Source organism: Marinobacter nauticus ATCC 49840, assembly GCF_000284615.1.
In the GTDB taxonomy this organism is placed as follows: Bacteria; Pseudomonadota; Gammaproteobacteria; order Pseudomonadales; family Oleiphilaceae; genus Marinobacter; species Marinobacter nauticus.
Genome location: NC_017067.1, coordinates 241475 through 266449, shown reverse-complemented (window position 1 = coordinate 266449; position 24975 = coordinate 241475). Strand labels below are relative to the sequence as shown.

Below are 24975 nucleotides of genomic sequence, written 5' to 3'. Positions count from 1 at the left end.
CTCAGAACAGGTTGACCGGTACCTTCAGGTACACCTGGCCGTTGTCTTCTGCAGACGGCATATGGCCCGCCCGCATATTCACCTGCACCGACGGCAGGATAAGCCTCGGCATATCCAGCGTTGCATCCCGCTCGGTGCGCATCTTCACGAACTGCTCTTCCGACACACCATCGTGCACGTGCACATTAGCCTGGCGCTGCTCGGCCACGGTGGTCATGTGCTGGTATTCATCACGGTCGGGAGCCTTGTAATCATGGCACAGGAAGATGCGAGTCTCCGGCGGCAACGCCAGAACTTTCTGGATGGACTGGTAGAGAACCCGGGCATCACCGCCCGGGAAATCACAGCGGGCCGTGCCGTAATCCGGCATAAACAGGGTATCGCCCACAAATGCGGCGTCGCCAATCACATAGGTGAGGCATGCCGGTGTATGGCCGGGCGTATGCAGCACACGGCCTTCGAGGTTGCCGATCGCAAAGGTGTCGCCTTCCTCAAACAGCCGGTCAAACTGACTGCCATCGCGGACAAACTCGGTACCGGCGTTAAAGGCCTTGCCGAAAATTTCCTGTACCTGAATGATTTTTGCCCCGATACCGGTTTTGCCTCCGAGCTTTTCATGCAGGTAGGGAGCTGCTGACAGGTGATCCGCATGTACGTGGGTTTCCAGAATCCATTCCACGGTCAGATCGTTCGCCTGAATGTACTGAATGATCTCGTCGGCCGAGCGCACATCGGTGCGGCCAGCGGCGTAATCGAAATCCAGCACCGAATCCAGAATCGCACAGACCTGGCTGTCGGGATCGCGCACGACATAACTGAAGGTGTTAGTGGGTTCGTCGAAAAAATGCTGAACGATGGGCTGGGTCATGGTATTCACCTCTGAAGTCGCCAGTTCTTTAATTTGATCTAAGGATATACTGAAACGATATATAAGGTGAAATGCTGTTTTCTTATATGCGCGATAATCCCGATGCATCAACCAGGCAATCCCGGCCCCCATCCTTGGCCTGGTACAGCCTATCATCTGCCCTGGCAATCAGTGCCTCCGGGGTGGCCGGCTCGTCTGTCAGCTCCGACACGCACACCGCCCCGGCACTGACCGTAACGGTTAATGCCTTGCCGTCGACCAACCATTCCTCCTCCCTTACTGCTTCCATGATTCGCATCACCAGGGTTTGCACATCCCTCTCGGTTACCCCGGTAAAAACCACCAGAAATTCCTCACCCCCGAAGCGGGACACCACATCGGTGGTTCTGGTATGGGCGAGCAGGAGGTCGGTAAATCGCATCAATACCTGATCGCCTGCCAGGTGGCCCAGGTTGTCGTTTATCCGTTTGAAGTGATCAATATCGAACATGGCGAGGCAGAAACGGTCACCATGGCGATTGCTGCCAGCGAGGATCTCGTCCAGCCGGGGCATCAGGTAACGACGGTTATGCAGTCCAGTCAGCGGATCACGAATCGACTGGTTAAGCAGGTCCTCTTCCAGCCGGTTGCGTTCCAGCGCACCGGACAACAGGCCAGAGACAATAATCAACAGATCCGCCATATCCCGCCGCCAACTCCGCCGGGATAACGAATCCACACCAAAGAAGCCCATCACCTGGCCACGGATCCGGACAGGGACGCAGAACATGGAACTGACACCCTGCTGCTCCAGCAATGCCCGCTCGTTTGCGGCCTCAGGCGGCAAATCCGCAGTGTCCTCAATGAACACCACCTGGCTCTGGCTCTCCATCAGGCGAATCTGTTGCTGCCACCAGCGGAAATCGTCAATCGGCACCGCCTGCTGATCCGCCATCAACGATGGCACACCCGGAGCACACCATTCGTGGGTATTGGTCATGGTGGCAAGGTCCGGCGAAAAGGCATAGACGTAGGCGCGATCAACGCTGAAGAAGTCTCCGATGGATCTGAGCAACTCATCAATGCAATCATCGATGGAGCCAAATCCGAGATGAATGAACTCACTGGAAAGCCGGGCAATCAGCTTCTGGAAACCCGCCTGGAACGAGAATTCCGCTTCACTATCCCGAAGATGCTGCTCCAGCTCCTTGTAGTGCTGAATGTTGTGGAACTGGCCATACCAGAGGGTGCTGCCGTCCGATTGCCGCTCCGGCACGGAATGGGCTTCGTACCATTGGTACTCGCCATTCTTCATCCTCAGCCGGGCGCGGTAACACCAGGGTTGCAGCGTTCGCACCGAGTGCAGGATGCTCTCACCTACACCGGCCGCATCGTCAGGATGAATGACCCGGAAAACCGCATCGGCATTTTCCCGGAGCTTTTGCGGCTCGACGCCGAACAGTTCTTTTACCTGGTCGCTGACGTAGGGATAGCGGTGTGACTGATGATCGGCACTGAGCCAATAGGTAAACAGCACGCCCGGCACGCCGGATGCCAGCTTCTGAAAAAACCGGGCCGACAGGCCCTCTGGCTGCTCATCGTCGGGCTGGCTCGCCATAAATGGCCGGTCTCCCTGCTATTGTCTACACTAGGTTCTTTTAGTGTAGTCCAGCCCGACAGTCGCGGCGAATGCTCTTCAAAGACTATCCAGGCGGGCCTTTGCTTCTGCCTTACGGCCGGCATCCGCCACTTCACGACCAGGTCTCGACGGGGCTGCCAACACTTTTTCAAGATAGACCCGGGCCCGTTGCGACTCGTTCTGTTGTGCCAGAAAATCACCGAAGAAATAATTGGCATCGATACCGTCCGGGTTGATTGCCAGCGATTTCTGAAGGTACTTCCGGGCCATCTCATCATCCCCGAACCCCAGCGGCCAGCCCGGCACCTGATAATACAGGCTACCCAGCGAGGTATAGGCTGAGCCATCCAGCGCCTCCGGAGCGATCTTCAGGGCCGCTTCCAGGGAGGCGCGGGCCTCTTTCACCAGTCCCAGCGCACCCAGGCCGCCTTTGGCACCGGCGTAGGTGCTGAGCACAATACCCTGCCAGATCAGCGGTTCGGCACGGCCCGGATAATCAGCGACAAAGGTCTCGGCCTCTTTGGCCAGTGCCTCAAATGCCTCTTCCTTATCATCTTCGGGCAACTGATACTGGATCTGCGCCCAGCGTTGCTGGATTTGGGCCAGTTCAGCCTGCATGTCCTGGGCCCACAGGGGCAGGGACATAACACCCGCCAACACCATTACCATCCACTTCATGACACCACTCCTGAATCCAGAAAGCGCCGGATCACCGGCAGCTGTTTTAACATGGCTTTATCCACAAGCTTCGGCAGGATGCCGTTGATCACCACAAACAGTTTTTCCGGCCAACCCAGAAAACGCCGGCGTTCATCTTTTTCCATGGCCTGAAGGATCTGCGCCGCGACGGCTTCCGGTGCGTCCATGGCATTACCCAGGGCACGGTTCAGCTCGTTCACCGGCGCCGGGTTCATGGCTGTGGCAGTGGCCCGAGGCGCCACGTACACCACCTGTACCGGGGTATCCGCCAGCTCCCTGCGCAGGGCTTCGCTGAAGCCGCGCAGGCCGAACTTGCTGGCGCAATAGGCGGTGTAGCCGGGAAACCCGATGCTGCCGAAGGTGGACCCAACCAACACCAGCGCGCCCACGCCGGCTTTGCGAAAACGAGGCGCAAAATGCCGGGCCACCAGCATGGCGGAACGCAGGTTGACCATAAGCTGGGCATCCAGGTCACTGATCGCCATGGTATCCAGCGCCGCAAACCGGTTCTGGCCGGCGCAATGAATCACGCCATCAATATCGGGATACACCTCACTCAACTGTTGAAGCTGTTGATCCAGCTCCGGGCTGGCCAGTTCCAGGTGCACCGGAGAAACGCCGGCGCGCTTTTCCAGCCGCTCCGGATGCCGGGTCGCAACGATCACCCGGGCACCGCATTCCACCAGCGGCCCGATCAGGGCCTGGCCAATGCCACCGGTACCACCCAGCAGCAGGAAGGTACGGTCATGCAGCCTCATGACGTTGCTCCTTGCCATGGGCCCGCAGCGGAATACTGTGCAGCATATCGCCGTACAGGCGATACACCATGCGCGCGGCCTCGATGATGGCCTGCTGGTCCTCCGGATCGGTGATGTCGTTCATCAGCTTGCGGAAGAACTCAAAGTGGTCCTGGTCCAGGGCGCCGTGGGAGTACAGATAACTGAACGCCTGGTCAGGCAGGCCCAGCTGTTTCTGGATGGCTTCACCCAGCGGCGTGGCCAGCTCGATGGAGGTGCCTTCCAGGACCTGAACCATACCGAAGAACGCCGCCGGGTTACCCCTCTGGATGCGATCGTACAGGTAGGCCACCATCAACTCGATGGAGGTATCGGGCTGACCATGACGAATGGCTGCCTTGTCTTCACCGCAGGCTTCAAGGTCGTTGAGAATCCACTCGTGGTGGCCGTATTCTTCCTCGATGTACTCCACCAGTGCCTTGCGCACGAATTCCAGCCGCTCCGGCAGCCGGCCGCCACAGGCCATCATCAGTGGCACCGTGTGCTTCACGTGGTGATAGGCCTGGGTCAGGAACCAGGTGTAACCCTCAAGATCAAAGCGACCCTCGCGGATAGCCTGAATCACCGGGGCGCCGGTGACATGGGCCCGGGCCTGTTCAGTTTCGGATTGCAGTCGGTCAAAAAATGCCATGTTGGAGTCTCCTGGCGTTGTCTGTCGAGTAGAAGTGCCCGCAGGCACTGAGAGGTTCATGAATAAGGGAAAGGATTCGGCCATGAGCCTGGGCAGGTCCGCCTGAATCTGGTGCCGCACCGGGCGACCGTTGGCCGTGATGTGGCCCTCGGCCTGCGTCAGCCGTTGCCAGCGCAGGTACACGGCCTGCAGGCGGGCATAATCAGGCAAACCGGCATTCAGCAACGTCAGGGCCGCACGCACATCGTCTGGGCTTCGGTTATCGGTGATCACCACCAAAGCACCGGGTTGCGGCTCACCATCGCCAAATACCACGGCCTGATCGGCCCCCAATGCCTGGACCAGTTCACTTTCCAGCCATTCTGGGCTGATGTTCCGACCAAAGCTGGTGATCAACAGGTTCTTGGCCCGGCCACTGACGGCCAGAAAGCCCTCTGTGTCCTGGTCGCCCAGATCGCCGGTATCGAGCCAGTCATCCGCTTGCGGCTCATCACCGAGATACCCCAGATGGGTATTGCCCCGAACCAGAATCCGGTGCTCGTTATCCACCTTTACCTGCACATGCCCCAGGGGAAGGCCAACCGAGCCTTCACGTTCCGCTCCGGGGACATTCAGCGCCACCACCGAGCCACATTCGGACAAGCCGTAGCCCTCGTACAGAGGCAACCCAATCGACCGGCCCCTGGCCAACAGGTCCGGCGATACCCGGCCGCCGCCCACCGCCAAAAGGCGAAATGAATCCGTTGTCAGCAATCCCTGCTCGGCAGCATTGACCAGCGCCATCGCCAGCTCCGGCACCAGAATCAAGGAATGAGGTTGATGCCGGTTCAGGCCGGCCACCAGCTGGCCGAGATCGAGGCCACTGCTGCCGGTCATACCCAGGGTTTGCAGCGGGGCAACCGTCACCGTGGCGCCCATCAGCAGCGGTAGATAGACCCCGGCAATGTTCTCCAGGAGGGTTGCCAGCGGCAGGATGCACAGGTGTTGCTCCAGCTCCACACCTTCCAGCCGCTGCTGCAGCGCACCGGCGGTCGCCGCCAGCTGCTGCGCCGACAGGCACACGCCCTTGGGGGTACCAGTACTGCCGGAGGTGAAGGTAATCTTGGCGGTGTGTTCCGGCACCCAGCAGGCAGCAGGGGACACCGGCAAATGTCTCAGCCAGACACCATGACCGATCATCTCCGCCTGTTCGGCTTCGGCACTGAATAACAGGGCATCCAACCCGGCCCGCTGTATCAGGTGCTCGGTCTGGCTTTTGGAGAAAAACACCGGCACCGGTACACACACCACGTCCGCCATCAGACAAGCCAGGTCCGCAACCACCCAGGCCGGGGTGTTGTCGCCACACAGGCCGATGCGTTTCACGCCCAGGCTCCGCAACTGCTCGGCCACCAACTGCGCCGCCCGCCATAGCTGCTGATAACTGAAACTGGCGTCTGGCCCCTGCAGTGCAATGCGCTCCGGATGTTGCCGGACCCGCTGAGACAGGAGATCAGGCAAGGCGGCCATAGGCACCTCCCAGGTCCGCCTGCAGTTTATCCTCGGCCGCAACAACCGGCTGCACCAGCTTCAGCAAGCCGGCGGCGCGCAAGGCCGCCATACCATCAGCGACCTTGATGGTCATCACCACCGGATGATGGTCGTAATAGCGACCCCAACCAGCGCCGCCATCCGGCAATTTTGAAGGGTCGGCATCCGCCAGCACCTGCGTGGCGATGCCGAGCCGATGGAAACTGTTGCGCAACTGGTCGGTACCGGTACACACCACCCAGTCATAGCCGGCAGCATCCAACCACACTGAGAGCGAGGCGAACAGATAGCGGCTGACCCCGGCTTCCACCCCGGCCAGGTGGGCAATTTCGGCAATACCGCTGCGTCTGGTTCCCGGTTCCGGCATCAGTGTTTGCACCGGCACCGACAGGTAATCCTCCAGAAAAAGCCGTTCCTGTTCCGCATTGCGCACGCCAACGGCGGCCAGCAGCGTTCCCTGAGCGGTTGTCAGGGCCAGAAGCCGTGGAATACGCAGGGAAGGCTCGGCCCCGTACGCGTGGAGGAAGCGGCGCCGAATGAAATCCGACACCGTGTGGGCCAATGGCGTATTGGACTGGATTTCGCAAAACCACCGGCCAGCACAACGGACGGCCGGAACCAACTCCCCGGAATCCGGAGGACAACAGGTCGACATTGTTAACGGATCAGTCATGGCTGCCTTCTCTCTGCTTGCTTTTCCTGGCCCAGACGGACGCAGGGTCATGGCTGACAGATTAGAAAGGCTGGCTTAAACCAGTCTTAAGACGGCACCACAGAAACCTTAAGAGCGCCTTAAGGTTTCTGTGCCTGCACGGTTAAGGCTCACTTAAGAAAGGAGGGGTAGATTGCGGCCAACCTCGGGGCTATCCCGAAAACAATCGACACAGACGCAAACACCTATGCCCAAAGCTCGCCATTTTTTTCAACGCCGACTTGCCCGTTTTCTTGCAGCCGGCGGACTGGCCACGCTGTTGCATTGGCTGATGATGGGCCTGCTGGTTCAGGCCGGGCTTGACCCCAGGCTAGCAACAGCAACCGGAGCCACGGCCGGACTGGTTTTCAACTACGTGGCCCAGCATCAGTACGCGTTTGCCTCGAACCTGCCGCACCGAGTCGCGATGCCGCGATACCTGGCGGCAGCCAGTCTGGGCTGGACCCTGAACCTTTTCAGCTTCTCCGTTCTCAGCCTGGCTGGCCTCAAAGTCCTGTCAGCACAGTTCCTGGCCACGGCACTCGTCACGGTTGCCAATTACTTCTTTGCCAAGAGGTTTGTTTTCCATGAAAAAACAACGCTCAAGCTCCCCTGAACCTATGCTGAGCATAGTTATTCCGGTCCACAACGAGGCTGAAGTGCTCCCGGCCCTGCTGGCTCGACTCTGGACAACCGGGCAAAAGCTCGACGGCAGCTTTGAGCTGCTGTTTGTCGACGACGGCAGTCGGGATGATTCGGTCGCCATTCTGATGGCCGCCAGGCAACGGCAGCCAGAAATCCGTGTCTTGCAGTTGTCCCGAAACTTCGGCAAGGAGGCGGCAGTCTCGGCCGGCCTGGAGCACGCCCGCGGCGAGGCCGTGGTGCTTATGGATGCAGACCTTCAGGATCCCCCCGAACTGATTCCCGACATGCTTGCCGAATGGCGCAAAGGGGCCGATGTCGTGCTGATGAAACGCCGATCCCGGGCCGGCGAAAGCTGGCTTAAACGCATCACGGCCAGCCTTTTCTATCGTCTGATCAATCGGATCAGCGATTCTCCGATTCCGGTCGATACCGGCGACTTCCGGCTGATGAGCCGGCGCACGGTCGAGGCCCTGAACCGGCTTCCGGAACGCAACCGTTACCTCAAGGGCATGTTTGCCTGGGTCGGTATGCCCACCGTAACCCTGGAATTCGATCGCGACCCCCGAATCGCAGGCAGCACCAAGTGGAACTACCTGAAACTCGTACACCTGGCCATGGAGGGCATCACCTCATTCTCGACCCGACCACTGCGACTGGCCCTTGTGCTGGGCTTACTGGCCGCGGGGGCAGGCGGCACCGTTGGCCTCTGGGAGGTAATCCGGGCGCTGGCCTTCGGCATTTCAACACCGGGCTATGCCTCCCTGATTGCCATGATCACCTTCCTGTCCGGCGTCCAGCTTCTGTGTGTCGGCTTGTTGGGGGAATACATCGGGCGCATCTATATGGAAACCAAGCAACGCCCGGTCTTTATCGTGGCGGAAGATAGTCAGGAGACCATGACTTACATACAACCCATGCTGCGAGTGGCCGGCCATGACCAGAATCAGTAACACCTTGCTGTGGCTGCTGGTCTCGGTGCTTGCTGCCAGGCTCGGCCTGTCTGCCTTGTTGCCGTTCGCGGACACCACCGAGCCCCGCTACGCGGAGATGGCGCGGATCATGGCGGAAACCGGCGACTGGATAACCCCCTGGTTCGATATTGGTGTGCCTTTCTGGGGCAAGCCGCCCCTGTCGTTCTGGACTCAGGCACTGTCGTTCAAGCTGTTCGGCGTCAGCGAATTCGCCGGCCGACTGCCCTCCTGGCTGGCCAATGTCGGCATCGTCTGGCTGGTCTACAACCTGCGTCGCTACCTGCACCCCGACCCGCTCGGCCACGGAGCCAAAACTCAAGGGCTCTGGGCTGCGTTAATCTACGCCACTACGGCATTGGGCTTTCTGTCTGCCGGCACGGTAATGACGGATTCATTCCTGGCCCTTGGCACCAGCCTGACACTGGTGAGCCTGATCATTCGCCTGCAGGGGGGGCCGCCGCTCTGGGGCTGGCTGTTCTTCATCGGCCTGGCTACTGGCCTGCTGGCCAAGGGACCACTGGTTCTGGTGCTTGCTGGCCTGCCGGTGTTCCTCTGGGCGCTCACCTTCAACCGTTGGCAGACCCTCTGGCACAGTTTGCCCTGGGTGCGCGGGCTGGCCCTGACCCTGTTGATGTCAGCGCCCTGGTATGTCCTGGCAGAGCTGAAGACACCGGGTTTCCTGGATTACTTCATTGTCGGTGAGCACATCAAGCGCTTTGTCGTCAGCGGCTGGCAGGGTGACCTTTACGGCAGTGCCCATGATTTCCCCCGGGGCACGATCTGGCTCTATCTTGTGCTTGCCAGCATGCCCTGGGGGCTTGTCGCGGTGGCTGGCGTGCTTCGCAACCACTGGTGCGGCGCCTTCCAGCTGCAGCAATGGCATACTGGCGAACAACATGTCAGCGCGCTGGTAGTCCTGGCCGCGGTGACACCGGCCGTGTTCTTTACCCTGGCCGGTAACATACTCTGGACCTATGTGCTGCCTGGTCTGCCATTTGTTGCCGCGCTCAGCTCCGGGCTACTGATGCCAGACATCGGCCGACGCTTGAAGCGTTCCTCAGTGGCCGCCACCCTTTTCATCCCCGTGCTTGGCTCACTTGCCAGCGGCTGGGTGAGCCTTCATCCGGAGCTGCTGAGAACGGAACGGGAGCTGGTGATGACCGCCAGTCATCTGTCTGACAAGCCCTCTGCGAGGCTTGTTTATACCGGCGAACCTCCGTTTTCTGCCCGGTTTTACAGCGCGGGTAGAGTTGATGGCATCGAGGTGGAAGCCCTCAGGCGCGAACTCGCTGATGGAAATCGAACGTTGCCCATCGCTGTAGCGGTGGATAAAGATCAGCGGGACTTGCTCGACCAACTGGAGCAGATAGCCGATCCGGTCGATCAAAACCGGCGTTACATTCTGTTTCTGCTGGAACCGGTAACCAAGAGTGCAGCGTTGAGCAATGATTCCGGCCGCACTCCGCCAGCTTTCAATTACACTGAAGAGCACAAACAACCTTTGAGTTGAACACCAAACGGATGGCTGTAACAGAATGCGCATACTTCTGACCGAAGATGACCACCCCCTGGCCAACACCATGTTGAGCATGCTCCGGGACGACCAGAATACCGTAGATTGGGTCGATGATGGCCAACAGGCTCTGAACGCCTTACTGAACGAGAGCTTTGACCTGGCCATTCTTGACTTGACGTTACCCCGTGTCGATGGCCTGGACATTGTCCGCCAGGTGAGGGAGCAGGGCGTAGAGTTGCCCATCATCATCCTGACTGCGCGGAGCGAACTGACCGAAAAACTACAGGGACTGGATGCAGGGGCAGACGATTACCTGACCAAGCCCTTTGCCATGTCAGAACTGAAAGCCCGGATAAGGGCTGTTACTCGCCGCCGCTCAGGCACACGAGTCTCAGGACTCAAGGTGGGGCGACTCGTGCTTGATCCGGACTCTGCGCAATTGCAGGTAGGCACAGAGACGTTCGTGCTACCCCGTAGCGAACTGCAGATCCTTCACTATCTGATGCGGCACCCTGATCAGGTGGCAACCAGACGACGTTTGGAGGAACAACTTTACGGCTGGGATCAGGGTGCCGAGAGCAACGCCCTGGAAGTTCACGTTCACCATCTGCGCCGGCGGCTGGGTAAGCAGGCCATTCGCACTGTGCGCGGCGTTGGCTACATGCTGGACAGCAAAGCAGCCTCGGAAGGCCAAGAAATATGAGCCTGACACGGAAGCTGATTCTGCTAATTACCAGCACTGTTTTTATGATCACTCTAATCGCGGCAGGCTGGGGGTTCTATGTCAGCAATCACCAGTTGGACGAACTGTTCGATGCGGAGCTGGCACAAAGTACCCGGATTGTGCAGGGGCTGGTGGAACATCTCTCGAGCACTCAGTCTATCGAGCAGTTAGCCTTTACGCTGTCGAAAACTCTCGAATTGCCGGACGCATTATTTCAGGGCGATGAAGAAGAGGACGAAATTCTGCCCGACGGTGCCGGGCATAAATACGAACGCAAAATCGCTTTCGAAGTCTGGTCTCCTGATCAACAACCTGTGCTGGACACGCTCCGGGCTAACGATGCCCAGGGCCTTGAGCCAGGATTTGCCTGGCAGGAGGCCGCCGGCTATCAATGGCGAACGTTTACCATGCGAGATCCATCGACCGGGTTCTGGATACGTACCGCCCAGCGAGAGGACGTTCGGGATGAACTGAGCCAGGAAATTGCGCTGGGCAACGTTCTGCCTTTTCTGTTGGCGTTGCCTCTACTGGCCATAGCCGTCCTAACATCAATTCAGGTGAGCTTCAAGCCTTTGAGAAAGCTCGAAAAACCGGTTCGGAACATGGCGCCGGAGAACATCCATCCCCTCGATGATCGTCAGGCTCCGAAAGAAGTAGCTGGATTGGTGCACGCAGTCAACGGCCTGTTGAGACGGCTGAATCAGGCTCTGGAACGTGAACGCCGCTTCTCCGCTGATGCTGCACATGAGCTGCGAACCCCATTGGCCGCGCTGCGCCTGAACCTGGAGAAAGTTTACGGTGACAACCCCGAACAATATGGAGACCTTATCCAGGCCGTAGACCGAATGGTTCATCTGGTCGAACAAATGCTGTTACTGAGTCGGGTGGACTCCGGCGCTCAGTTTCCGCCGGAGCATCACAATCTTTCCGCCATTCTGGAACAAAGCATCGCAGATGTTGCACCGCTGGCGCTAAAGAAAAACATAGAGCCGGTGCTCCAGGACGAAACAGGTCAGTCCCTGATTAGCTGCCATAGTGCCCTGATTAACACCCTCATGCGCTCCTTGCTGGCCAACGCCATCCAATACAGTCCGCCTCATACCATAATCACCACCAATCTCGTTCCCGCAGGTGACGGCTACGCCATTTCGGTTTGTGACCAGGGTCCTGGAATTCCCGCGGAGGAGCGTGAACGCGCACTCAGCCGGTTTGTGCGACTGGATCAACGTAAAGGAGGAGGCGCAGGGCTGGGGCTGGCGATTGCTCGGCGTATTGCCGAGCTCCATGGCGGCCATCTTATCCTGGCAGACAGGGCAGACGGTCAACCCGGGCTTTGTGTGCAAGTATGGCTGCCAGCACGATGCCCGGCGCTCACGAAACGCTCTTAAGATTCGGTTAAGCTTCAAGGCTGATAATTCTCCAAGGCATAAACCGCACGGCAACGTGGTTTGGTTAACATCTTGGAGAATATCTCAATGTCTCAGCACAGCACTCTGTCACTGGTCATTCCTGCAAAAAACGAGCAGGAAAACATCGCGAAGCTGCTGACCGAGGCCTTCAACGTTATGAGGGATTACCCGGGCTTTGAAGTCGTGCTCGTGGACGATGGCAGTTCCGACCAGACACTGGCAACAGCTCGTCGCACTGCCGAGGCTTTGGGGGGCAGGCTATTGGCGGTTCGACATGAACAGAGCATCGGACAGAGCGGGGCACTGGCGACCGGTATCCTTCGCGCCACAGGCCAACTGATTGTGACAATGGACGGAGATGGTCAAAACGACCCCGCCGATATTCCAGCACTGTTGCAACAAGCGAACAGACTCCACAATCCCGACTTTTGTATTGCCGGCTATCGCAGAAATCGGAAGGATACAGCATGGAAACGTTTCCAATCACGCCTGGCTAATCGTATTCGCAACGCCTTTCTACATGATGGAGTTCCCGATACAGGCTGTGGACTGAAGCTGTTTCCCCGATCGACCTTTCTCAAACTGCCGTGGTTCGATCACGCCCATCGGTTCATTCCCGCGCTGGTGAAAGGCGCGGGAGGCGAAATCGCCATTGTCGAGGTCAATCATCGCCCAAGAATGGCCGGGATTTCCAAATACAATGCCTGGAACCGTGCATGGGCCGGAATCGTCGATATGATCGGCGTTATGTGGTTACTTCACCGCACACGAGTTCCTCAAATTGCAAACCTAGAGGATCCGAACAACAGTCGACCGGCAACGGAACGGGCTTGATATGGCTTCGGGACTGCGCTGGCTATCTTTCGCCATCCTGGTATTAACAGGCTATCTGACCATGAGCGGGGACTGGTTCGGTTTTCTGACCGATCAGGAGCGCGTGGCAGATTTCCTGAACAGTAATGGGCTGGCAGGACTTTCAGCCATTACGCTGCTCGGTGCACTTTTCACTGGATTCGGAGCCCCCAGACAGGTCCTCGCTTTCGTTCTGGGATTTGCCGCAGGCAGCATTCAGGGTGCGATCCTATCGACTATCGCTACAGCCATTGGCGCGACAGGCTGCTTTTTTGTCGCACGCTGGCTTTTGCGAACATCACTCCTGAACCGTTTTTCAGATCGCATGCAACGTTTTGACCTGCTGTTCACGGAAGGCACTCTGCTCAAAATACTCATGATCAGGCTGTTGCCGGTAGGCAGCAATCTTGTCACCAATCTCCTCGCCGGGTGTTCCGGGATACGATTCGTCCCATTTTTGTTGGGCAGCGTTCTTGGCTACCTGCCCCAGATGGTGATCTTTGCAATGGCCGGCGCAGGGATTGGTCAGGCCCGTCTCGATCAGCTTGTGGTAAGCGCGGTTCTGTTCGTGCTGGCAAGTGCCATTGGCGCTTACCTGTATCACAACCAGCGCAATCAGACCCTTGCTGATTCCGTATCTGACCCCTCCTGAGTTGCGATTATGACACTCGACTTCCGTCTTCGGCGTTTACCCGACACCTTATTCAATCTGCCGTACAACCGATTGTTACTGGTGGTACTGGCCCTCGCGGCACTCATGATTCTGACCGGCATCGGGTTACGCTCTCCGTGGCCCGCCGACGAACCGCGATTCGCCGAAGTGGCCCGGGAAATGGTGACCTCCGGGCAATGGCTGCTGCCGATGCGGGGCGGCGAACTCTACCCGGACAAACCACCGGTGTTCATGTGGGCCATCGCCTTTTTCTACTGGCTGACCGGCAACCTGAAAATCGCGTTTCTGCTACCGAACGCCCTGTGCAGCCTGCTAACCCTGGGCCTGGTGTTCGATCTGGGCACACGCTTGTGGAACCAACGCACCGGCGCCATTGCCGCACTGCTGCTGATGGTGGCACCCCAGTTCCTGATTCAGGCCCAGCGAGCCCAGATTGATGCCATGGTGGCCTGCTGGATCATGGTGGCCTGTTACGGTCTGATCCGGCATTTTTTCGTGCAGCCGTCCTGGCGTTGGTATTTCGTGGCCTGGGCCTTTATGGGGCTTGGCATTATTACCAAAGGGGTTGGCTTTCTGCCCGCCTTGCTGTTCATTCCGATACTGGCCCTGAAACTGCAGGACACTTCTCGGTTTCAGGGCACACTCCGCTGGCGCTGCGCCCTCGGCCCCCTGGTCATGCTGGCCGTTGTGGCAGCCTGGCTGGTGCCGATGGTGCTGGCCGTCAGTCACCTGGGCACCGACGAGGCCCTGGCCTATCGCGACAACATTCTGTTCAAACAGACCGGCGAGCGCTATGCCGATTCCTGGGGGCACATTCAGCCCTGGTATTACTACCTCGCCAGCGTGATTCCCTCGCTGTGGTTTCCGCTGCCGCTGCTATTCCTGGCACTGCTGCGGCCCATTCGTGAGATTCTCAAACACAGGCTGGACGTGGTGGTTCTGCTGGCGTGGGTCGTGTTGGTGGTGGCGTTTTTCAGCCTGAGCCCGGGCAAACGCGGGGTGTATGTGCTCCCGGCTTTGCCGGCACTGGCCCTGAGCCTGGCCCCGGCATTGAGTGGACAAAACCCGGCACGCTGGTTCGGGGCGGTCACCAGTGTTCTGCATCTGCTGCTTGGTGCAGCCTTGATCATCCTGGGCGTCCTAGCCTGGAATGACCACCCTCGTCTGGTGGAAAAGGTCGCTGACTACACCCAGGATCCGGCTCGACTGCACGAAGCCGGCACCCTGTTGTTCACCCTTGGGTTTATCTGGGTCGCAAGTCTCATGGCGTTCTGGCGCTGTCGGGCACTCGGGCGCTGGTTCATTGCCCTGATGGTGAGTTGGCTGGTGTTCACAACCTGGGGTTATCGGATTCTCGAGCCATTGCGCACACCCAGAAATGTGCTCGCCGCAGCCGAGCAGTTCGTGCCTGCCGGCGGGCAGATTGGCATGATCAATTTCCGGGAACAGTTCATTCTGTTTTCAAAGCGGGACTTTACCCATTTCAGTTACTTCAGTGACACAGAACAGGAAAGCCGCAACGCATGGCTCTGGATGCGGGAGACACCGGATAGCTATTTAATGGTGGCTGAAGACGGAGAGCTTGGCTGTTTCAATAAGCAGGGTGCCCGACCGCTGGGCACTGCTCACCGGGATACCTACGTGCTGCTGAGCGACCAGGACATGACGGACAGCTGTGAACCCCCGGACAAGGTGACACGCTTTACCACCGACAACCCCGGGGAGTGGCTGGACTGATGCTACTCTGAGAACGCCGCAAACTTTGCTGGTCTCACGTACAATGGGCGCTTTTGAATTCTCAAGGAGGCGCCCTTGCTCCCTCGCTCGCGGATTGCACAAGAATGGCAGGCTTTCTGGCTGGCACTGGGATTCCTGACTCGTATCCCCATGCTCGTCCGGATTGATTACTCCCAGCGCCTGATGAACCAGAGCAGCGTCTATTTTCCCCTGGTGGGCCTTCTGCTCGGCCTTGGCTATTGCGCCGCCTATTTTCTGTTCTCACTGGTGGCCAGCCCGCTGGCGGCCATTATCCTGGTGGTTATTCTGCACCTGTTTATCACCGGGGCCTTCCACGAAGATGGCCTGGCCGACAGTGTGGATGCTCTCGGCGGCGGCTATACCGTGGAAAAACGTCTGGAGATCATGAAAGACAGCCGGATCGGAACCTATGGCACGGTGGCACTGGTGATGGCCTTGCTGCTGAAAGTAGCTCTGCTGGCTGAGGCTGAATTGATCTGGCTTGCGTTGCTGGTGGCACCTGCGGTTTCCCGGCTGACACCACTGATATTGATGGCCTGCCTGCCGTACGTCACTGACCCCGACAAGAGTAAATCCAAGCCGGTGGCAGACGGTTTCTCCCGCAGCCGTTTGCTGGCGGCCGCGGGGTTTGTGTTGTTGCTGGCAGCCGGATTATCACTCTGGCAGCCGTTACTGATTCCCGCAGCCATAACGGCCGTCCTGCTGGTTGCTGTGTTCTGGGGCAGCTATCTTCGTAGCCAGCTTGGCGGCTACACCGGCGACACCCTGGGCGCAGCTGTCGTGTTCAGTGAACTGGCGCTGTTGCTGTTTCTCTAACGTGGGGGCATCGTCAGTTATCCACCGTGAAGGACACTATCCGGGACAGGTGGCTGATGGGCATTTCCGTCTCTTCGTGCCAACGGTTGAACGCCTCCTGGGCCTGGCTCATGCCTTTCTTGCTGGCCGGTGAGGCATCCAGTATTCCGGCCCGGGTCAGGGCGGTAACCACATCGTGGGACAGGATAAAACCATCCCAACCCACCCGGCGCAGGAAGTACTGGGCTGAGTTCCCCCCCAGACGCTCACCGTTACGCTTCAGGTAGAGCAGCAGCCCCACCTGATCGGTCGACGGCCACTGGGCCAGAAACTGACCAAAGCTGCCATGGTCTTTCGCCACATCCATGATCATCCGGGCATTTTCCGGCACGGTCCGGATCTTCTGCATGTTGCGAACGATACGCTCGTCTGTAGCCAGCTGCTCGAGCACTTCTGGCGGCACCTGCTGCCAGTAGGCGGGCACAAACCCTTCGAAGGCCGCCTCAAAATCCGGCCACTTGTTCTCGATTACCCGCCAGACAAAACCAGCCTTGAAAATGCATCGGGTGATCTCGGACAGGTAACGGTCGTCGCCGATCTCCGCCAGACGATGTTTTTCGGTAACCGGAGGCAACAGGGATTTCAGGGCCTGCTCGCCACCCTTCCGGGCCAAGGCCTGCTGATAAAACACAGAAAACTTCATAGACCCTCCACAGAGATCCCCAAATTGGGACTTAAAGCGCCCAATATGGGATTGAAAATACCCAAATCAGGTACTAAAGTACCCATATTGAGACTCATGAGATGCGACCTGACCATGCCCGGAACCAGTATCGGTGACGCACTGTTTACCAAAACCCAACAGCGCCTGCTATCGCTTATCTACGGCCATCCAGACCAGAGCCTGTACCTGAATGAACTGGTACGGCTAGCAAATATAGGGCGCGGCACCGTTGTCCGGGAGCTGGCCAAACTGACCGATTCCGGTCTGGTCGTCATGACCCGCCAAGGCAACCAGAACCACTACCAGGCCAACCCGGACAACCCAATCTTCGATGAGCTGAAACACATCGTCCAGAAAACCTTTGGTATTTCCGATGTGCTCCGGAATGCCCTGACGCCACTGGCGGATACTCTCGAACAAGCCTTTATCTACGGTTCCGTGGCAAAAGGGGATGCCCATGCGGGCAGCGATGTCGATGTCATGCTGATCGGCCACGATCTCAGTTACAGCGAGGTTATGGAACTGCTGGCCCCCGCCGAACAACAATTACAACGAACCATCAATCCCACGTTATACTCTCCCGCCGAGTTCGAGCAGCGTATCAAAGACAATCAGAGTTTTGTCACCCGGGTGCTGGACCAACCCCGCCTCGACCTCCGCTTCAGCCACTGAGACAGGACACATTGCATGGAAGCACTCGATAATCTGGTCAGGATCCGACGACTCAAGGCAGAACCACCTGATGCCCGGGAGTTCGAAGGCATGCTCAAGGCTGCCGACACCAAGCTCCGGGACGCCTGCATTGAGGGATTGTCTGAGGACAGCCAGTTCTCTCTGGCTTATGGCGCCGCCCACGCATTATCGCTCGCCGCCCTGAGATGGCACGGGTATCGTTCCGAAAGCCGTTATATTGTCTTCCAGTGCCTGCAACACACCATTGGCTTACCCAATGCCAAATGGCGCGTGTTGGACAAGTGTCATTCGGCCCGCAATCTGGCCGAATACGAGGGTTACATGGACGTGAACCCCCAATTGCTGAAGGAGCTGATTGCGATCACTCGCGAGCTGCAATCACTGGTGAGGGATCTGCCGCCAATAGGAAACTGACGTCTACCGCGATGTCAGACCTGCTTTAACCGGGCCAGCAGGGACTCCTGATCAAGGGCGCCACCCCAGGTATTACCATGTACCAGATCTTCCAGCGGCAGCCGGGAACGCCAGCCTTTGGACTGTAATTCCGGTTGCTCCAGGAATTCACTGACATAGCCCAGGCAGAGATAGGCCAGTGGGTATACATGATCCGGCAACTGCAGGATATTCGACAGTACATCCTGATCCAGGATGCTCACCCAGCCCACGCCAATGCCCTCGGCCCGTGCCGCCAGCCAGAGATTCTGCACCGCCAGGCAGGTGCTGAACAGATCCATTTCCATAATGGAATTACGCCCCAGGACATTGGGGCCGCCGCGGGATCGATCACAGGTGATGCAGAGGTTGATGGGGCTTTCCAGAATGCCCTGCAGTTTCAGGCTCCGATAGGTTTGCTGGCGCTCGCCGGTGTAGTTTTCCGAGGCCTTTGCGTTTTCCTCGTTAAAACTGTCCAGCACCTGCTCGCGCACCGCCAGGCTGTCGATCACGATGAAATCCCAGGGCTGCATGAAGCCGACCGACGGGGCGTGGTGGGCAGCTCTCAGGATGCGCGCCAGAACCTCCTCCGGAATGGCATCCGGCAGGAACTGGGAGCGCACATCCCGGCGCTCGAAGATGGCCCGGTACAAGCCTTCGCGCTGGGCATCGCTGAAGGGATCATTCGGGTTACTCACAACTGCAAAAGTCTCCTTAACCGGTCTGTGTCCAGGCATTGATCCACCTGATCGGCCAGGCGATCAAGCTGCTGCAGACGGTGACGCTGGTAGTCCACCGACTGCTCGCCCTGTGTTTTAAGGCCTGCCCAGGCCAGAATGGCCTTGCAGGCGGCTGGCTCGTCGAAGACGCCGTGGATATAGGTACCCGCCACCTGGCCATCCGCACTGACGGCGCCATCCGGGCGGCCTTCCAGCTCTGCAAATGGGCGCACCAGCGCCGCGCCTTCCGTGACACCGTTGTGCATTTCATAGCCTTTCAGGGCGCCTGTCACCGCCGTGCTGGCAATATGGGAGGTCAGCCCGCCATTTACCATTCGAAGCTGCTTGCCCGGCACCATACGGGTAACCATCTCGAACAGGGCCAGGCCCTTCGTAGTGCCGACTTCACCTTCCAGCCCTTCCGGGTCTTCCACTTTAAGCCCCAGCATCTGGAAGCCCCCACAGATACCCATTAGCTTGCCGCCATACCGCAGGTGTTTCTGGATGGCCTCCGGCCAGCCCTGCTGTTTCAGCCACTGCAGGTCGTGACGAGTGCTTTTGCTGCCGGGCAAGATAACAAGATCGGCTGGCGGAATGGGTTCATCCGGCCCCACGAACACCAGGTCAACGCCCGGGTGGAGTCGCAACGGATCAAAATCGTTGTGGTTGCTGATCCGGGGCAATACCGGCACCACCACTTTCAGGGCGCCGGCCTCGCTGGTGCCGGCGGCACTGACGCTGTCTTCGGAGTCGATCACCAACCCGTGCAGGTATGGCAAAACGCCGAACACCGGCTTGCCCGTGTGTTCCGTCAGCCAGTCCAGCCCGGGCTCCAACAGCGCAATATCACCCCGGAACCGGTTGATGACAAAACCCGCCGTCCTGTCCCGCTCACTATCGGAAAGCAACGCCAGTGTGCCCACCAGCTGGGCGAAGACACCGCCCTTGTCGATATCCCCTACCAGCAACACCGGACAATCGGCGGCTTCGGCAAAACCCATGTTGGCAATGTCGTTGGCCCGCAGGTTGATTTCCGCCGGGCTGCCGGCGCCCTCAGCGATGATCACGTCGTAGCGGGCACTCAGTGCCTGCCAACTCGCCATCACCGAGTTGATCGCCTCAGCTTTGTAGGCGTGGTAATCCAGGGCATCCATATTGCCATGGACCTTGCCCCGCAAGATCACCTGGGCGCCGCAATCGCTCTGGGGTTTCAACAACACCGGGTTCATGTCGCTGTGGGGTTCCAGGCCACAGGCCAGCGCCTGTAACGCCGTGGAACGGCCAATCTCGCCGCCATCCACGGTGACTGCACTGTTCAGGGCCATGTTCTGGGGCTTGAATGGCGCGACTGAGACCCCCTGCCGGGCCAGCCAGCGACACAGCGCCGCCACCACCGTGGTTTTGCCAGCATCCGAGGTGGTGCCCTGCACCATCAGGGTGGGCATTTACAGCTCCACACCCTTCTGGGCCTTGATGCCCTGATCCTTGAAGGCATGTTTGACCACACCCATCTCGGTGACCGTATCAGCGAGGTCAATCAGTTCCTGCGGAGCCCCGCGACCGGTGACCACCACATGCTGCATTTCCGGACGGGCCTGCAGGTCGTCCAGCACCCGATCCAGATCGATGTAGTCGTACTTCAGGGCGATATTCAGTTCATCCAGCAGTACCAGGTCATAGCTGTCATCGCTCAGCATGCTTGCAGCAACTTCCCAGGCATCGGTTGCGCTCTTCACATCCTGTTCCCGGTTCTGGGTATCCCAGGTGTAGCCCTGTCCCATGACGTGGTAGGTGACGTTCGGCAGCTGCCGGAAGAACGCTTCCTCACCGGTGCTGAATGCGCCTTTGATAAACTGGACGATGCCCACTTTCATACCGTGGCCCAGAGCCCGGGCCACCATGCCAAAGCCGGAACTGCTTTTGCCCTTGCCGGGGCCGGTGAGCACCAGCAACACGCCCTGTTCTTTCTGGGCCCTGGCAATACGTTCCTGCATGATCTTCTGTTTTGCTGCCATGCGCCTGGCGTGGCGTTCGGGGTCTTTGGCGCGTTCACGCATGATGACTCTCCTTGGGTTAAGGCGTTCGAGTTGCTCAGGAAAACCGGACTTCCTCACCGCGAAAGATCGCGCTAATCAAAGCAGGCGCTGACGGGAAGTATCCGTGAAAATAGCTGGCCACCAGTTTCTGGTCGCGATACACGGCCTCACCTTCAGAGCCAGCCTGTTTCTTAGCCCTGGCGGCAGGTTGCCATGGGGTCTCAAGACTGGAATGGTGATAGGTGTGGCCCCGCAACCCGCCGAGCTGGGTTTCCAGACTTTGCAGACCCAATGCGGTCAGTCGGTTAGCCATGGTCGCCCGCCCGGGCACCAGGCCCAGCAGACTATGTACTTTGCCGTCTTTATCTGCCAGCTCTTCGGCACAGGCCATCAGACCACCGCACTCTGCCAGAATGGGCTTGCCGGCCTGGTGGAAGGTGCGAATCGACGACAGCATGGCGAGGTTCTCCGCCAAGATGCCGGCATGCAGTTCCGGGTAGCCGCCCGGTAGCCAGAGTGCATCGGCCATCGGTACTTCCGAATCTGTCAGGGGCGAAAAATACACCAGCTCAGCGCCCATGGCGGTGAGCAGATCCAGGTTGGCGCGATAGATAAAACTGAAGGCCGCATCCCTGGCAACCGCGATCCTGAGCCCCGCCAGCAGCAGTTCTGGCCGGCAAGGTGCCTCAAAATGAAAAGACACGGGCTTGGGCAGCACATCCATGCCCGCTGACATCATGACTTCGGCAGCCTTATCCAGCCGATCACTGAGGTCGTCCATTTCAGCCGCCTGGACCAGACCAAGGTGCCGGTCCGGAATGTTCATGGCATCGTTTCGGGGTATCGCTCCCAGCAGGCTGATGCCTTCCGGCAGGCTCTCCCGTAGCAGGTCGCCGTGGTAGGGGCTGCCAATCTTGTTGGCAATTACCTGATGAACAGGGAGTTCGGAATCAAAGCTCGCCAAGCCGAGGGCAACCGCGCCGAAGGTCTGAGCCATACCTTTGGCATCAATCACGGGCAGGGCCGGAATACCCGCCAGTTTGGCCAGGTCGCCGCTGCTGGGGCTGCCATCAAACAAGCCCATGGAACCCTCCACCAGAATCAGGTCCGCGCTCTGGGCGGCCTCGGCCAGCCGCCACCGACACTCGTCCTCGCCGGTCATCCAGGGGTGCAACTGGTAAACCGGGTTACCGGAGGCTACCTCCAGCACCATGGGATCAAGGTAGTCCGGCCCGTGTTTGAACACCCGGACGTTACGGCCGGCGTTCCGGTGCAGTCGGGCCAGGGCGGCGGTGACCATGGACTTGCCCTGGCCGGAGCCGGGGGCGGTGATCATGGCCGCTGGGACCTTATTTTCCATCATTCAAACCAACTCCATAAGTTTGGCGACCGGTGGCGGGGTGTGCCTCCCGGGACCGTCAAAAACAGGGATGTTTTTGTCGAGCGTACAGGGACGTATTTACAGCGTGTCCCGGGAGGCACACCCCGCCACCGGTTGCTGCACAAGGCTCGAGGTCAGGTTCGTCTCGGCACAAAAAAAGGCGCGCCATCCACTTCCACCGTTGCCAGTTGCTGGTTGTACAAACGTTCCAGAGCGTTCGGCACCAGCATCCTTTCTGCCGGGCCCCAGCAAGCTTCGCCATTGGGGTACATCAGCAGAATATGATCACACCAGCGGGCAGCCAGATTCAGATCGTGCAGGCACATGAAAATCGCGTTCCCTGCTGCCGCCCGGTCGGTGAGCAGTTTCATGACGGCCACCTGGTGATGCAGATCCAGGTGATTCGTCGGTTCGTCCAGCAACCAGGTATGAGGCGACTGGGTCATCAGGATGGCAATCGCCACACGCTGGCGTTCGCCGCCAGACAGGGTGCTGACCAGGCGGTCTTTCAGATGCAGGACATCCAGTGCTTCAAGTGCCCTTTCCGCCATAGCGAGATCGTCTGCCCCTTCCATCTGCCACGGAGACAGCCAGGGATGGCGACCGATCAGCGCCGTTTCCATTACCGTTGCCGGAAAGCCGTCCTGCCGGTCCTGGAACACCAGGCCCAGTTGTTGTGAGAACGCACGGCGCTTTAATCCGGATACCGGCACATCCTCGAGATACAGCTCACCGGCACGGGGCGAACGAAGGCCTGCAAGGGTATGCAGCAGAGTGGTCTTGCCGGCACCGTTGGGGCCGAGTACGCCCCAGATCTGACCGGAGCCGATCGTTAAATCCAGCGGGTAGCCATCGACGCGGCCGGGAATATCAATCACCAGGTTCCGGGTACTCAGGGTCTGCATGTGGCGGCTCTGCATGGCGTTCATCAGCGACTCCGGTACAACAGGTACAGGAAGGTGGGAACACCCAGCAACGCGGTGATCACACCCACCGGTAGCTGTTCCGGCGCGATCACCACCCGCGCCAGGGTATCCGCCAGCACCAGAAGGGTACCGCCGGCCAAGGCACAGGCTGGCAGAATCAGTCGCTGATCATTACCCAACACCAACCGGAGCATATGTGGAACCACAAGGCCGACAAAGCCTATGCTGCCCGCCATGGTGACCGCCGTGGCGGTGAGCAAGCTGGCGAGAATGTAAATCAGCCATTCCAGCGGGCGCACCGAAATACCCAATGCCGCCGCCTGCATCGGTCCCCGAGCCAACACATTCAGGCTCCGACCCAGTGGCACCACCAGAACACAAACAACAGTCAACAATCCCAGTCCGGGCCATGGTATCCGGGCGTAAGAAACATCGCCCATCAGCCAGTACAGCATGCCCGGCAACTCCCGGGCCGGGCTGATCGCCAACATCAGGGTAATCACCGCACCCCAGCCAGCGGCCACCACCACCCCGGTCAGCAACAGGCGGGAGGGCGTCCAGCTGCCAGTGCCATGGGCCAGCCCAAACACCATCAAGGTCGCGAGCAGGGCACCGGCAAAGGCAGAACCGGAAATAACCGCGCCGCCAAGCCCCGCCAGCATCGCCAACAACGCACCAACAGCGGCGCCGCCGGACAGGCCCAGAACATAGGGATCGGCAAGCGGGTTACGAAGCAATACCTGCATCAGGGCTCCGGCCACGGCCAGCAAACCTCCGGTGGCAAAGGCCGACAAGGTTCTGGGTAGCCGGAGTTCAAGGATCAGCGTGCGCTGGAGGTTCGAGCCTTCACCCAGAAACACCGACAGCACATCCGCAGGGGATATCGCCACGCTTCCAACACCGACCGAGATCACCATGGCCAGCACGCCGGCCAGAGCCAGCACCAACAGTGGCAAAGTGATCGGCCGGATCACGCCAGGGCTCCATTAAGGTCGCCGGTCACGGGCCACCTCCAGTTTTTCACAAAACAGGCGCGTACCTTCGAGCATTCTCGGTGTTGGTCGCTGTACCAGAGATGGCGGGATAAAAAACAGGTTGTCCCGCTCTGTGGCGGTCAGGCTCGGGAATGACTGCCATCGAGTCAGCCAGTGGCGGTTTTCCTCCCCCATCCCGCCCGCCAGGATAGCTTCGGGATTGGCCGCAATAACGGCCTCGGCACTGATTCTGGGCACCAACCGTTCCAGGTGGCCAAACACGTTGTCACCCCCACACAGCTCAATCATTTCACCAATCAGATGGTCACCGTTAACCGTCATCAAAGGCTCATCCCACACCTGATAGAACACCGGTACCGGGTCGGCATCGGTAAACCTGGCTCGCAGATCTGTAATGCCTTTGCGAAATCGGTCCGCCTCGGCAAAACCCGCGGCGTCGGTACCGGCCAAGATAGAGAGACGTTCAATGGTGTGAGACACAGCCTCAAAACTGCGGGGCTCGATGGAGAACACAGGCACACCCATTTCTCTGAGTGTCGCCAACTGCTCGGTCGGGTTACCGGTTACCCAGCCAATCACCAGATCCGGCTGCAGTTCCAACAGGCGCTCCATGTCCATGCGGGTGTGGCTGCCAACCGAAGTGACTTCTTTGGCGGCCGGGGGGTAGTCACTGTAGGCGACCACCGCAACCACCTGATCGCCGGCGCCTGCAGCCCAGGCCAGCTCGGTAGCCCCGGGGGAAAGCGCGGCAATCCGTTGTGCCGGTTGCTCAAGGCAAATCTCTTTACCCAGATCATCCGTGGCACAGACCGGCGATGCCAGGGCGGGGAATGCCAGCAGCATCCCGCCCAGAATCACAGCCATTGCCTTCAGATCTGCCACAGAGGCCTCC

The 24975-nt window shown here is 59.1% G+C and carries 25 protein-coding genes; 11 read left to right on the top strand and 14 right to left on the bottom strand.

The features are described from left to right. Window position 1 precedes the first annotated feature (1 nt). From MARHY_RS01165 to MARHY_RS01140, 6 genes are all read right to left on the bottom strand, one after another. Complete coding sequence (locus MARHY_RS01165) at window positions 2-868, bottom strand: MBL fold metallo-hydrolase (RefSeq protein ID WP_041654458.1); 867 nt, start codon at window positions 866-868, stop codon at window positions 2-4. Between the two features lie 82 nt (window positions 869-950). Further along, window positions 951-2465, bottom strand: a complete 1515-nt coding sequence (locus tag MARHY_RS01160) for a sensor domain-containing diguanylate cyclase (RefSeq protein ID WP_014420210.1) — start codon at window positions 2463-2465, stop codon at window positions 951-953. Between the two features lie 78 nt (window positions 2466-2543). Beyond that, window positions 2544-3164, bottom strand: a complete 621-nt coding sequence (locus MARHY_RS01155; protein WP_014420209.1) for a tetratricopeptide repeat protein — start codon at window positions 3162-3164, stop codon at window positions 2544-2546. After that, the gene (locus MARHY_RS01150; RefSeq protein WP_041654457.1) at window positions 3161-3943 is read right to left on the bottom strand and encodes an SDR family oxidoreductase; all 783 of its coding nucleotides are present in this window, start codon (window positions 3941-3943) and stop codon (window positions 3161-3163) included. Before MARHY_RS01150 ends, MARHY_RS01155 begins: the two co-directional genes overlap by 4 nt. Then, entirely contained in the window at window positions 3930-6122 is a 2193-nt protein-coding gene (locus tag MARHY_RS01145) for an AMP-binding protein (protein ID WP_041654456.1), read from the bottom strand. The genes MARHY_RS01150 and MARHY_RS01145 overlap by 14 nt, the downstream gene beginning before the upstream one ends. Further along, window positions 6106-6816, bottom strand: a complete 711-nt coding sequence (locus MARHY_RS01140) for a thermostable hemolysin (protein ID WP_167539878.1) — start codon at window positions 6814-6816, stop codon at window positions 6106-6108. Before MARHY_RS01140 ends, MARHY_RS01145 begins: the two co-directional genes overlap by 17 nt. A 226-nt stretch (window positions 6817-7042) precedes the next feature. On the opposite strand from MARHY_RS01140, the gene MARHY_RS01135 reads away from it, so the two are divergent. The 9 genes from MARHY_RS01135 to cobS all read left to right on the top strand — a co-directional run bounded on the left by MARHY_RS01135 (window position 7043) and on the right by cobS (window position 16198). After that, window positions 7043-7450 carry a GtrA family protein gene (locus tag MARHY_RS01135; RefSeq protein WP_011783843.1) on the top strand — a complete coding sequence of 136 codons (408 nt, stop codon included), beginning with the start codon at window positions 7043-7045 and terminating at the stop codon, window positions 7448-7450. Next, window positions 7422-8429, top strand: a complete 1008-nt coding sequence (locus MARHY_RS01130) for a glycosyltransferase family 2 protein (RefSeq protein WP_036149969.1) — start codon at window positions 7422-7424, stop codon at window positions 8427-8429. The genes MARHY_RS01135 and MARHY_RS01130 overlap by 29 nt, the downstream gene beginning before the upstream one ends. Continuing rightward, window positions 8413-9960 carry an ArnT family glycosyltransferase gene (locus MARHY_RS01125; protein WP_014420204.1) on the top strand — a complete coding sequence of 516 codons (1548 nt, stop codon included), beginning with the start codon at window positions 8413-8415 and terminating at the stop codon, window positions 9958-9960. Before MARHY_RS01130 ends, MARHY_RS01125 begins: the two co-directional genes overlap by 17 nt. A 25-nt stretch (window positions 9961-9985) precedes the next feature. Then, a complete protein-coding gene (locus MARHY_RS01120; protein WP_011783840.1) occupies window positions 9986-10669 on the top strand; it encodes a response regulator transcription factor in 684 nt (227 codons plus the stop codon). Further along, on the top strand, window positions 10666-12078 hold the full coding sequence (locus tag MARHY_RS01115; RefSeq protein ID WP_014420203.1) for an ATP-binding protein: 1413 nt from the start codon (window positions 10666-10668) through the stop codon (window positions 12076-12078). Before MARHY_RS01120 ends, MARHY_RS01115 begins: the two co-directional genes overlap by 4 nt. A gap of 87 nt (window positions 12079-12165) precedes the next feature. After that, complete coding sequence (locus tag MARHY_RS01110) at window positions 12166-12933, top strand: glycosyltransferase family 2 protein (RefSeq protein WP_031211751.1); 768 nt, start codon at window positions 12166-12168, stop codon at window positions 12931-12933. A gap of 1 nt (window position 12934) precedes the next feature. Continuing rightward, window positions 12935-13603 carry a TVP38/TMEM64 family protein gene (locus MARHY_RS01105; RefSeq protein ID WP_014420201.1) on the top strand — a complete coding sequence of 223 codons (669 nt, stop codon included), beginning with the start codon at window positions 12935-12937 and terminating at the stop codon, window positions 13601-13603. Window positions 13604-13612: 9 nt separating this feature from the next. Continuing rightward, on the top strand, window positions 13613-15361 hold the full coding sequence (locus MARHY_RS01100) for an ArnT family glycosyltransferase (RefSeq protein ID WP_014420200.1): 1749 nt from the start codon (window positions 13613-13615) through the stop codon (window positions 15359-15361). Between the two features lie 75 nt (window positions 15362-15436). Next, window positions 15437-16198: an adenosylcobinamide-GDP ribazoletransferase gene (gene cobS, locus MARHY_RS01095; protein ID WP_014420199.1), complete on the top strand. Its 762-nt coding sequence runs from the start codon at window positions 15437-15439 to the stop codon at window positions 16196-16198. Window positions 16199-16211: 13 nt separating this feature from the next. On the opposite strand, the gene MARHY_RS01090 is transcribed toward cobS, so the two are convergent. Then, window positions 16212-16880, bottom strand: a complete 669-nt coding sequence (locus tag MARHY_RS01090) for a DNA-3-methyladenine glycosylase I (RefSeq protein ID WP_041654455.1) — start codon at window positions 16878-16880, stop codon at window positions 16212-16214. 114 nt (window positions 16881-16994) lie between these two features. Between MARHY_RS01090 and MARHY_RS01085 the strand changes: the two genes are divergently transcribed. Continuing rightward, the gene (locus tag MARHY_RS01085) at window positions 16995-17573 is read left to right on the top strand and encodes a nucleotidyltransferase domain-containing protein (protein WP_014420197.1); all 579 of its coding nucleotides are present in this window, start codon (window positions 16995-16997) and stop codon (window positions 17571-17573) included. 15 nt (window positions 17574-17588) lie between these two features. Beyond that, the gene (locus MARHY_RS01080) at window positions 17589-18008 is read left to right on the top strand and encodes a hypothetical protein (RefSeq protein ID WP_014420196.1); all 420 of its coding nucleotides are present in this window, start codon (window positions 17589-17591) and stop codon (window positions 18006-18008) included. 14 nt (window positions 18009-18022) lie between these two features. Here the strand turns inward: MARHY_RS01080 and bluB are convergent, their stop codons facing one another. The 7 genes from bluB to MARHY_RS01045 all read right to left on the bottom strand — a co-directional run bounded on the left by bluB (window position 18023) and on the right by MARHY_RS01045 (window position 24965). Continuing rightward, window positions 18023-18724, bottom strand: coding sequence for a 5,6-dimethylbenzimidazole synthase (gene bluB / locus MARHY_RS01075; protein WP_014420195.1), 702 nt, complete (start codon window positions 18722-18724; stop codon window positions 18023-18025). Beyond that, a complete protein-coding gene (locus MARHY_RS01070; protein WP_014420194.1) occupies window positions 18721-20190 on the bottom strand; it encodes a cobyric acid synthase in 1470 nt (489 codons plus the stop codon). Before MARHY_RS01070 ends, bluB begins: the two co-directional genes overlap by 4 nt. Further along, a complete protein-coding gene (gene cobO, locus MARHY_RS01065) occupies window positions 20191-20802 on the bottom strand; it encodes a cob(I)yrinic acid a,c-diamide adenosyltransferase (RefSeq protein WP_041654454.1) in 612 nt (203 codons plus the stop codon). It abuts the gene before it with no gap. 34 nt (window positions 20803-20836) lie between these two features. Next, window positions 20837-22144 carry a cobyrinic acid a,c-diamide synthase CobB gene (locus tag MARHY_RS01060; protein ID WP_014420192.1) on the bottom strand — a complete coding sequence of 436 codons (1308 nt, stop codon included), beginning with the start codon at window positions 22142-22144 and terminating at the stop codon, window positions 20837-20839. A 152-nt stretch (window positions 22145-22296) separates the two neighbouring features. After that, a complete protein-coding gene (locus tag MARHY_RS01055) occupies window positions 22297-23091 on the bottom strand; it encodes an ABC transporter ATP-binding protein (RefSeq protein ID WP_014420191.1) in 795 nt (264 codons plus the stop codon). Then, complete coding sequence (locus MARHY_RS01050; protein ID WP_050999037.1) at window positions 23091-24005, bottom strand: FecCD family ABC transporter permease; 915 nt, start codon at window positions 24003-24005, stop codon at window positions 23091-23093. Before MARHY_RS01050 ends, MARHY_RS01055 begins: the two co-directional genes overlap by 1 nt. Before the next feature lie 69 nt (window positions 24006-24074). Then, window positions 24075-24965, bottom strand: a complete 891-nt coding sequence (locus tag MARHY_RS01045; RefSeq protein ID WP_014420189.1) for a cobalamin-binding protein — start codon at window positions 24963-24965, stop codon at window positions 24075-24077. Window positions 24966-24975 lie beyond the last annotated feature (10 nt).

Bases quoted from the DNA above. Each gene is read 5' to 3' on its own strand.
- MARHY_RS01165 (WP_041654458.1), bottom strand. From the start codon at position 868: ATGACCCAGCCCATCGTTCAGCATTTTTTCGACGAACCCACTAACACC.
- MARHY_RS01160 (WP_014420210.1), bottom strand. From the start codon at position 2,465: ATGGCGAGCCAGCCCGACGATGAGCAGCCAGAGGGCCTGTCGGCCCGG.
- MARHY_RS01155 (WP_014420209.1), bottom strand. From the start codon at position 3,164: ATGAAGTGGATGGTAATGGTGTTGGCGGGTGTTATGTCCCTGCCCCTG.
- MARHY_RS01150 (WP_041654457.1), bottom strand. From the start codon at position 3,943: ATGAGGCTGCATGACCGTACCTTCCTGCTGCTGGGTGGTACCGGTGGC.
- MARHY_RS01145 (WP_041654456.1), bottom strand. From the start codon at position 6,122: ATGGCCGCCTTGCCTGATCTCCTGTCTCAGCGGGTCCGGCAACATCCG.
- MARHY_RS01140 (WP_167539878.1), bottom strand. From the start codon at position 6,816: ATGACTGATCCGTTAACAATGTCGACCTGTTGTCCTCCGGATTCCGGG.
- MARHY_RS01135 (WP_011783843.1), top strand. From the start codon at position 7,043: ATGCCCAAAGCTCGCCATTTTTTTCAACGCCGACTTGCCCGTTTTCTT.
- MARHY_RS01130 (WP_036149969.1), top strand. From the start codon at position 7,422: ATGAAAAAACAACGCTCAAGCTCCCCTGAACCTATGCTGAGCATAGTT.
- MARHY_RS01125 (WP_014420204.1), top strand. From the start codon at position 8,413: ATGACCAGAATCAGTAACACCTTGCTGTGGCTGCTGGTCTCGGTGCTT.
- MARHY_RS01120 (WP_011783840.1), top strand. From the start codon at position 9,986: ATGCGCATACTTCTGACCGAAGATGACCACCCCCTGGCCAACACCATG.
- MARHY_RS01115 (WP_014420203.1), top strand. From the start codon at position 10,666: ATGAGCCTGACACGGAAGCTGATTCTGCTAATTACCAGCACTGTTTTT.
- MARHY_RS01110 (WP_031211751.1), top strand. From the start codon at position 12,166: ATGTCTCAGCACAGCACTCTGTCACTGGTCATTCCTGCAAAAAACGAG.
- MARHY_RS01105 (WP_014420201.1), top strand. From the start codon at position 12,935: ATGGCTTCGGGACTGCGCTGGCTATCTTTCGCCATCCTGGTATTAACA.
- MARHY_RS01100 (WP_014420200.1), top strand. From the start codon at position 13,613: ATGACACTCGACTTCCGTCTTCGGCGTTTACCCGACACCTTATTCAAT.
- MARHY_RS01090 (WP_041654455.1), bottom strand. From the start codon at position 16,880: ATGAAGTTTTCTGTGTTTTATCAGCAGGCCTTGGCCCGGAAGGGTGGC.
- MARHY_RS01085 (WP_014420197.1), top strand. From the start codon at position 16,995: ATGCCCGGAACCAGTATCGGTGACGCACTGTTTACCAAAACCCAACAG.
- MARHY_RS01080 (WP_014420196.1), top strand. From the start codon at position 17,589: ATGGAAGCACTCGATAATCTGGTCAGGATCCGACGACTCAAGGCAGAA.
- MARHY_RS01070 (WP_014420194.1), bottom strand. From the start codon at position 20,190: ATGCCCACCCTGATGGTGCAGGGCACCACCTCGGATGCTGGCAAAACC.
- cobO (WP_041654454.1), bottom strand. From the start codon at position 20,802: ATGCGTGAACGCGCCAAAGACCCCGAACGCCACGCCAGGCGCATGGCA.
- MARHY_RS01060 (WP_014420192.1), bottom strand. From the start codon at position 22,144: ATGATGGAAAATAAGGTCCCAGCGGCCATGATCACCGCCCCCGGCTCC.
- MARHY_RS01055 (WP_014420191.1), bottom strand. From the start codon at position 23,091: ATGAACGCCATGCAGAGCCGCCACATGCAGACCCTGAGTACCCGGAAC.
- MARHY_RS01050 (WP_050999037.1), bottom strand. From the start codon at position 24,005: ATGGTGATCTCGGTCGGTGTTGGAAGCGTGGCGATATCCCCTGCGGAT.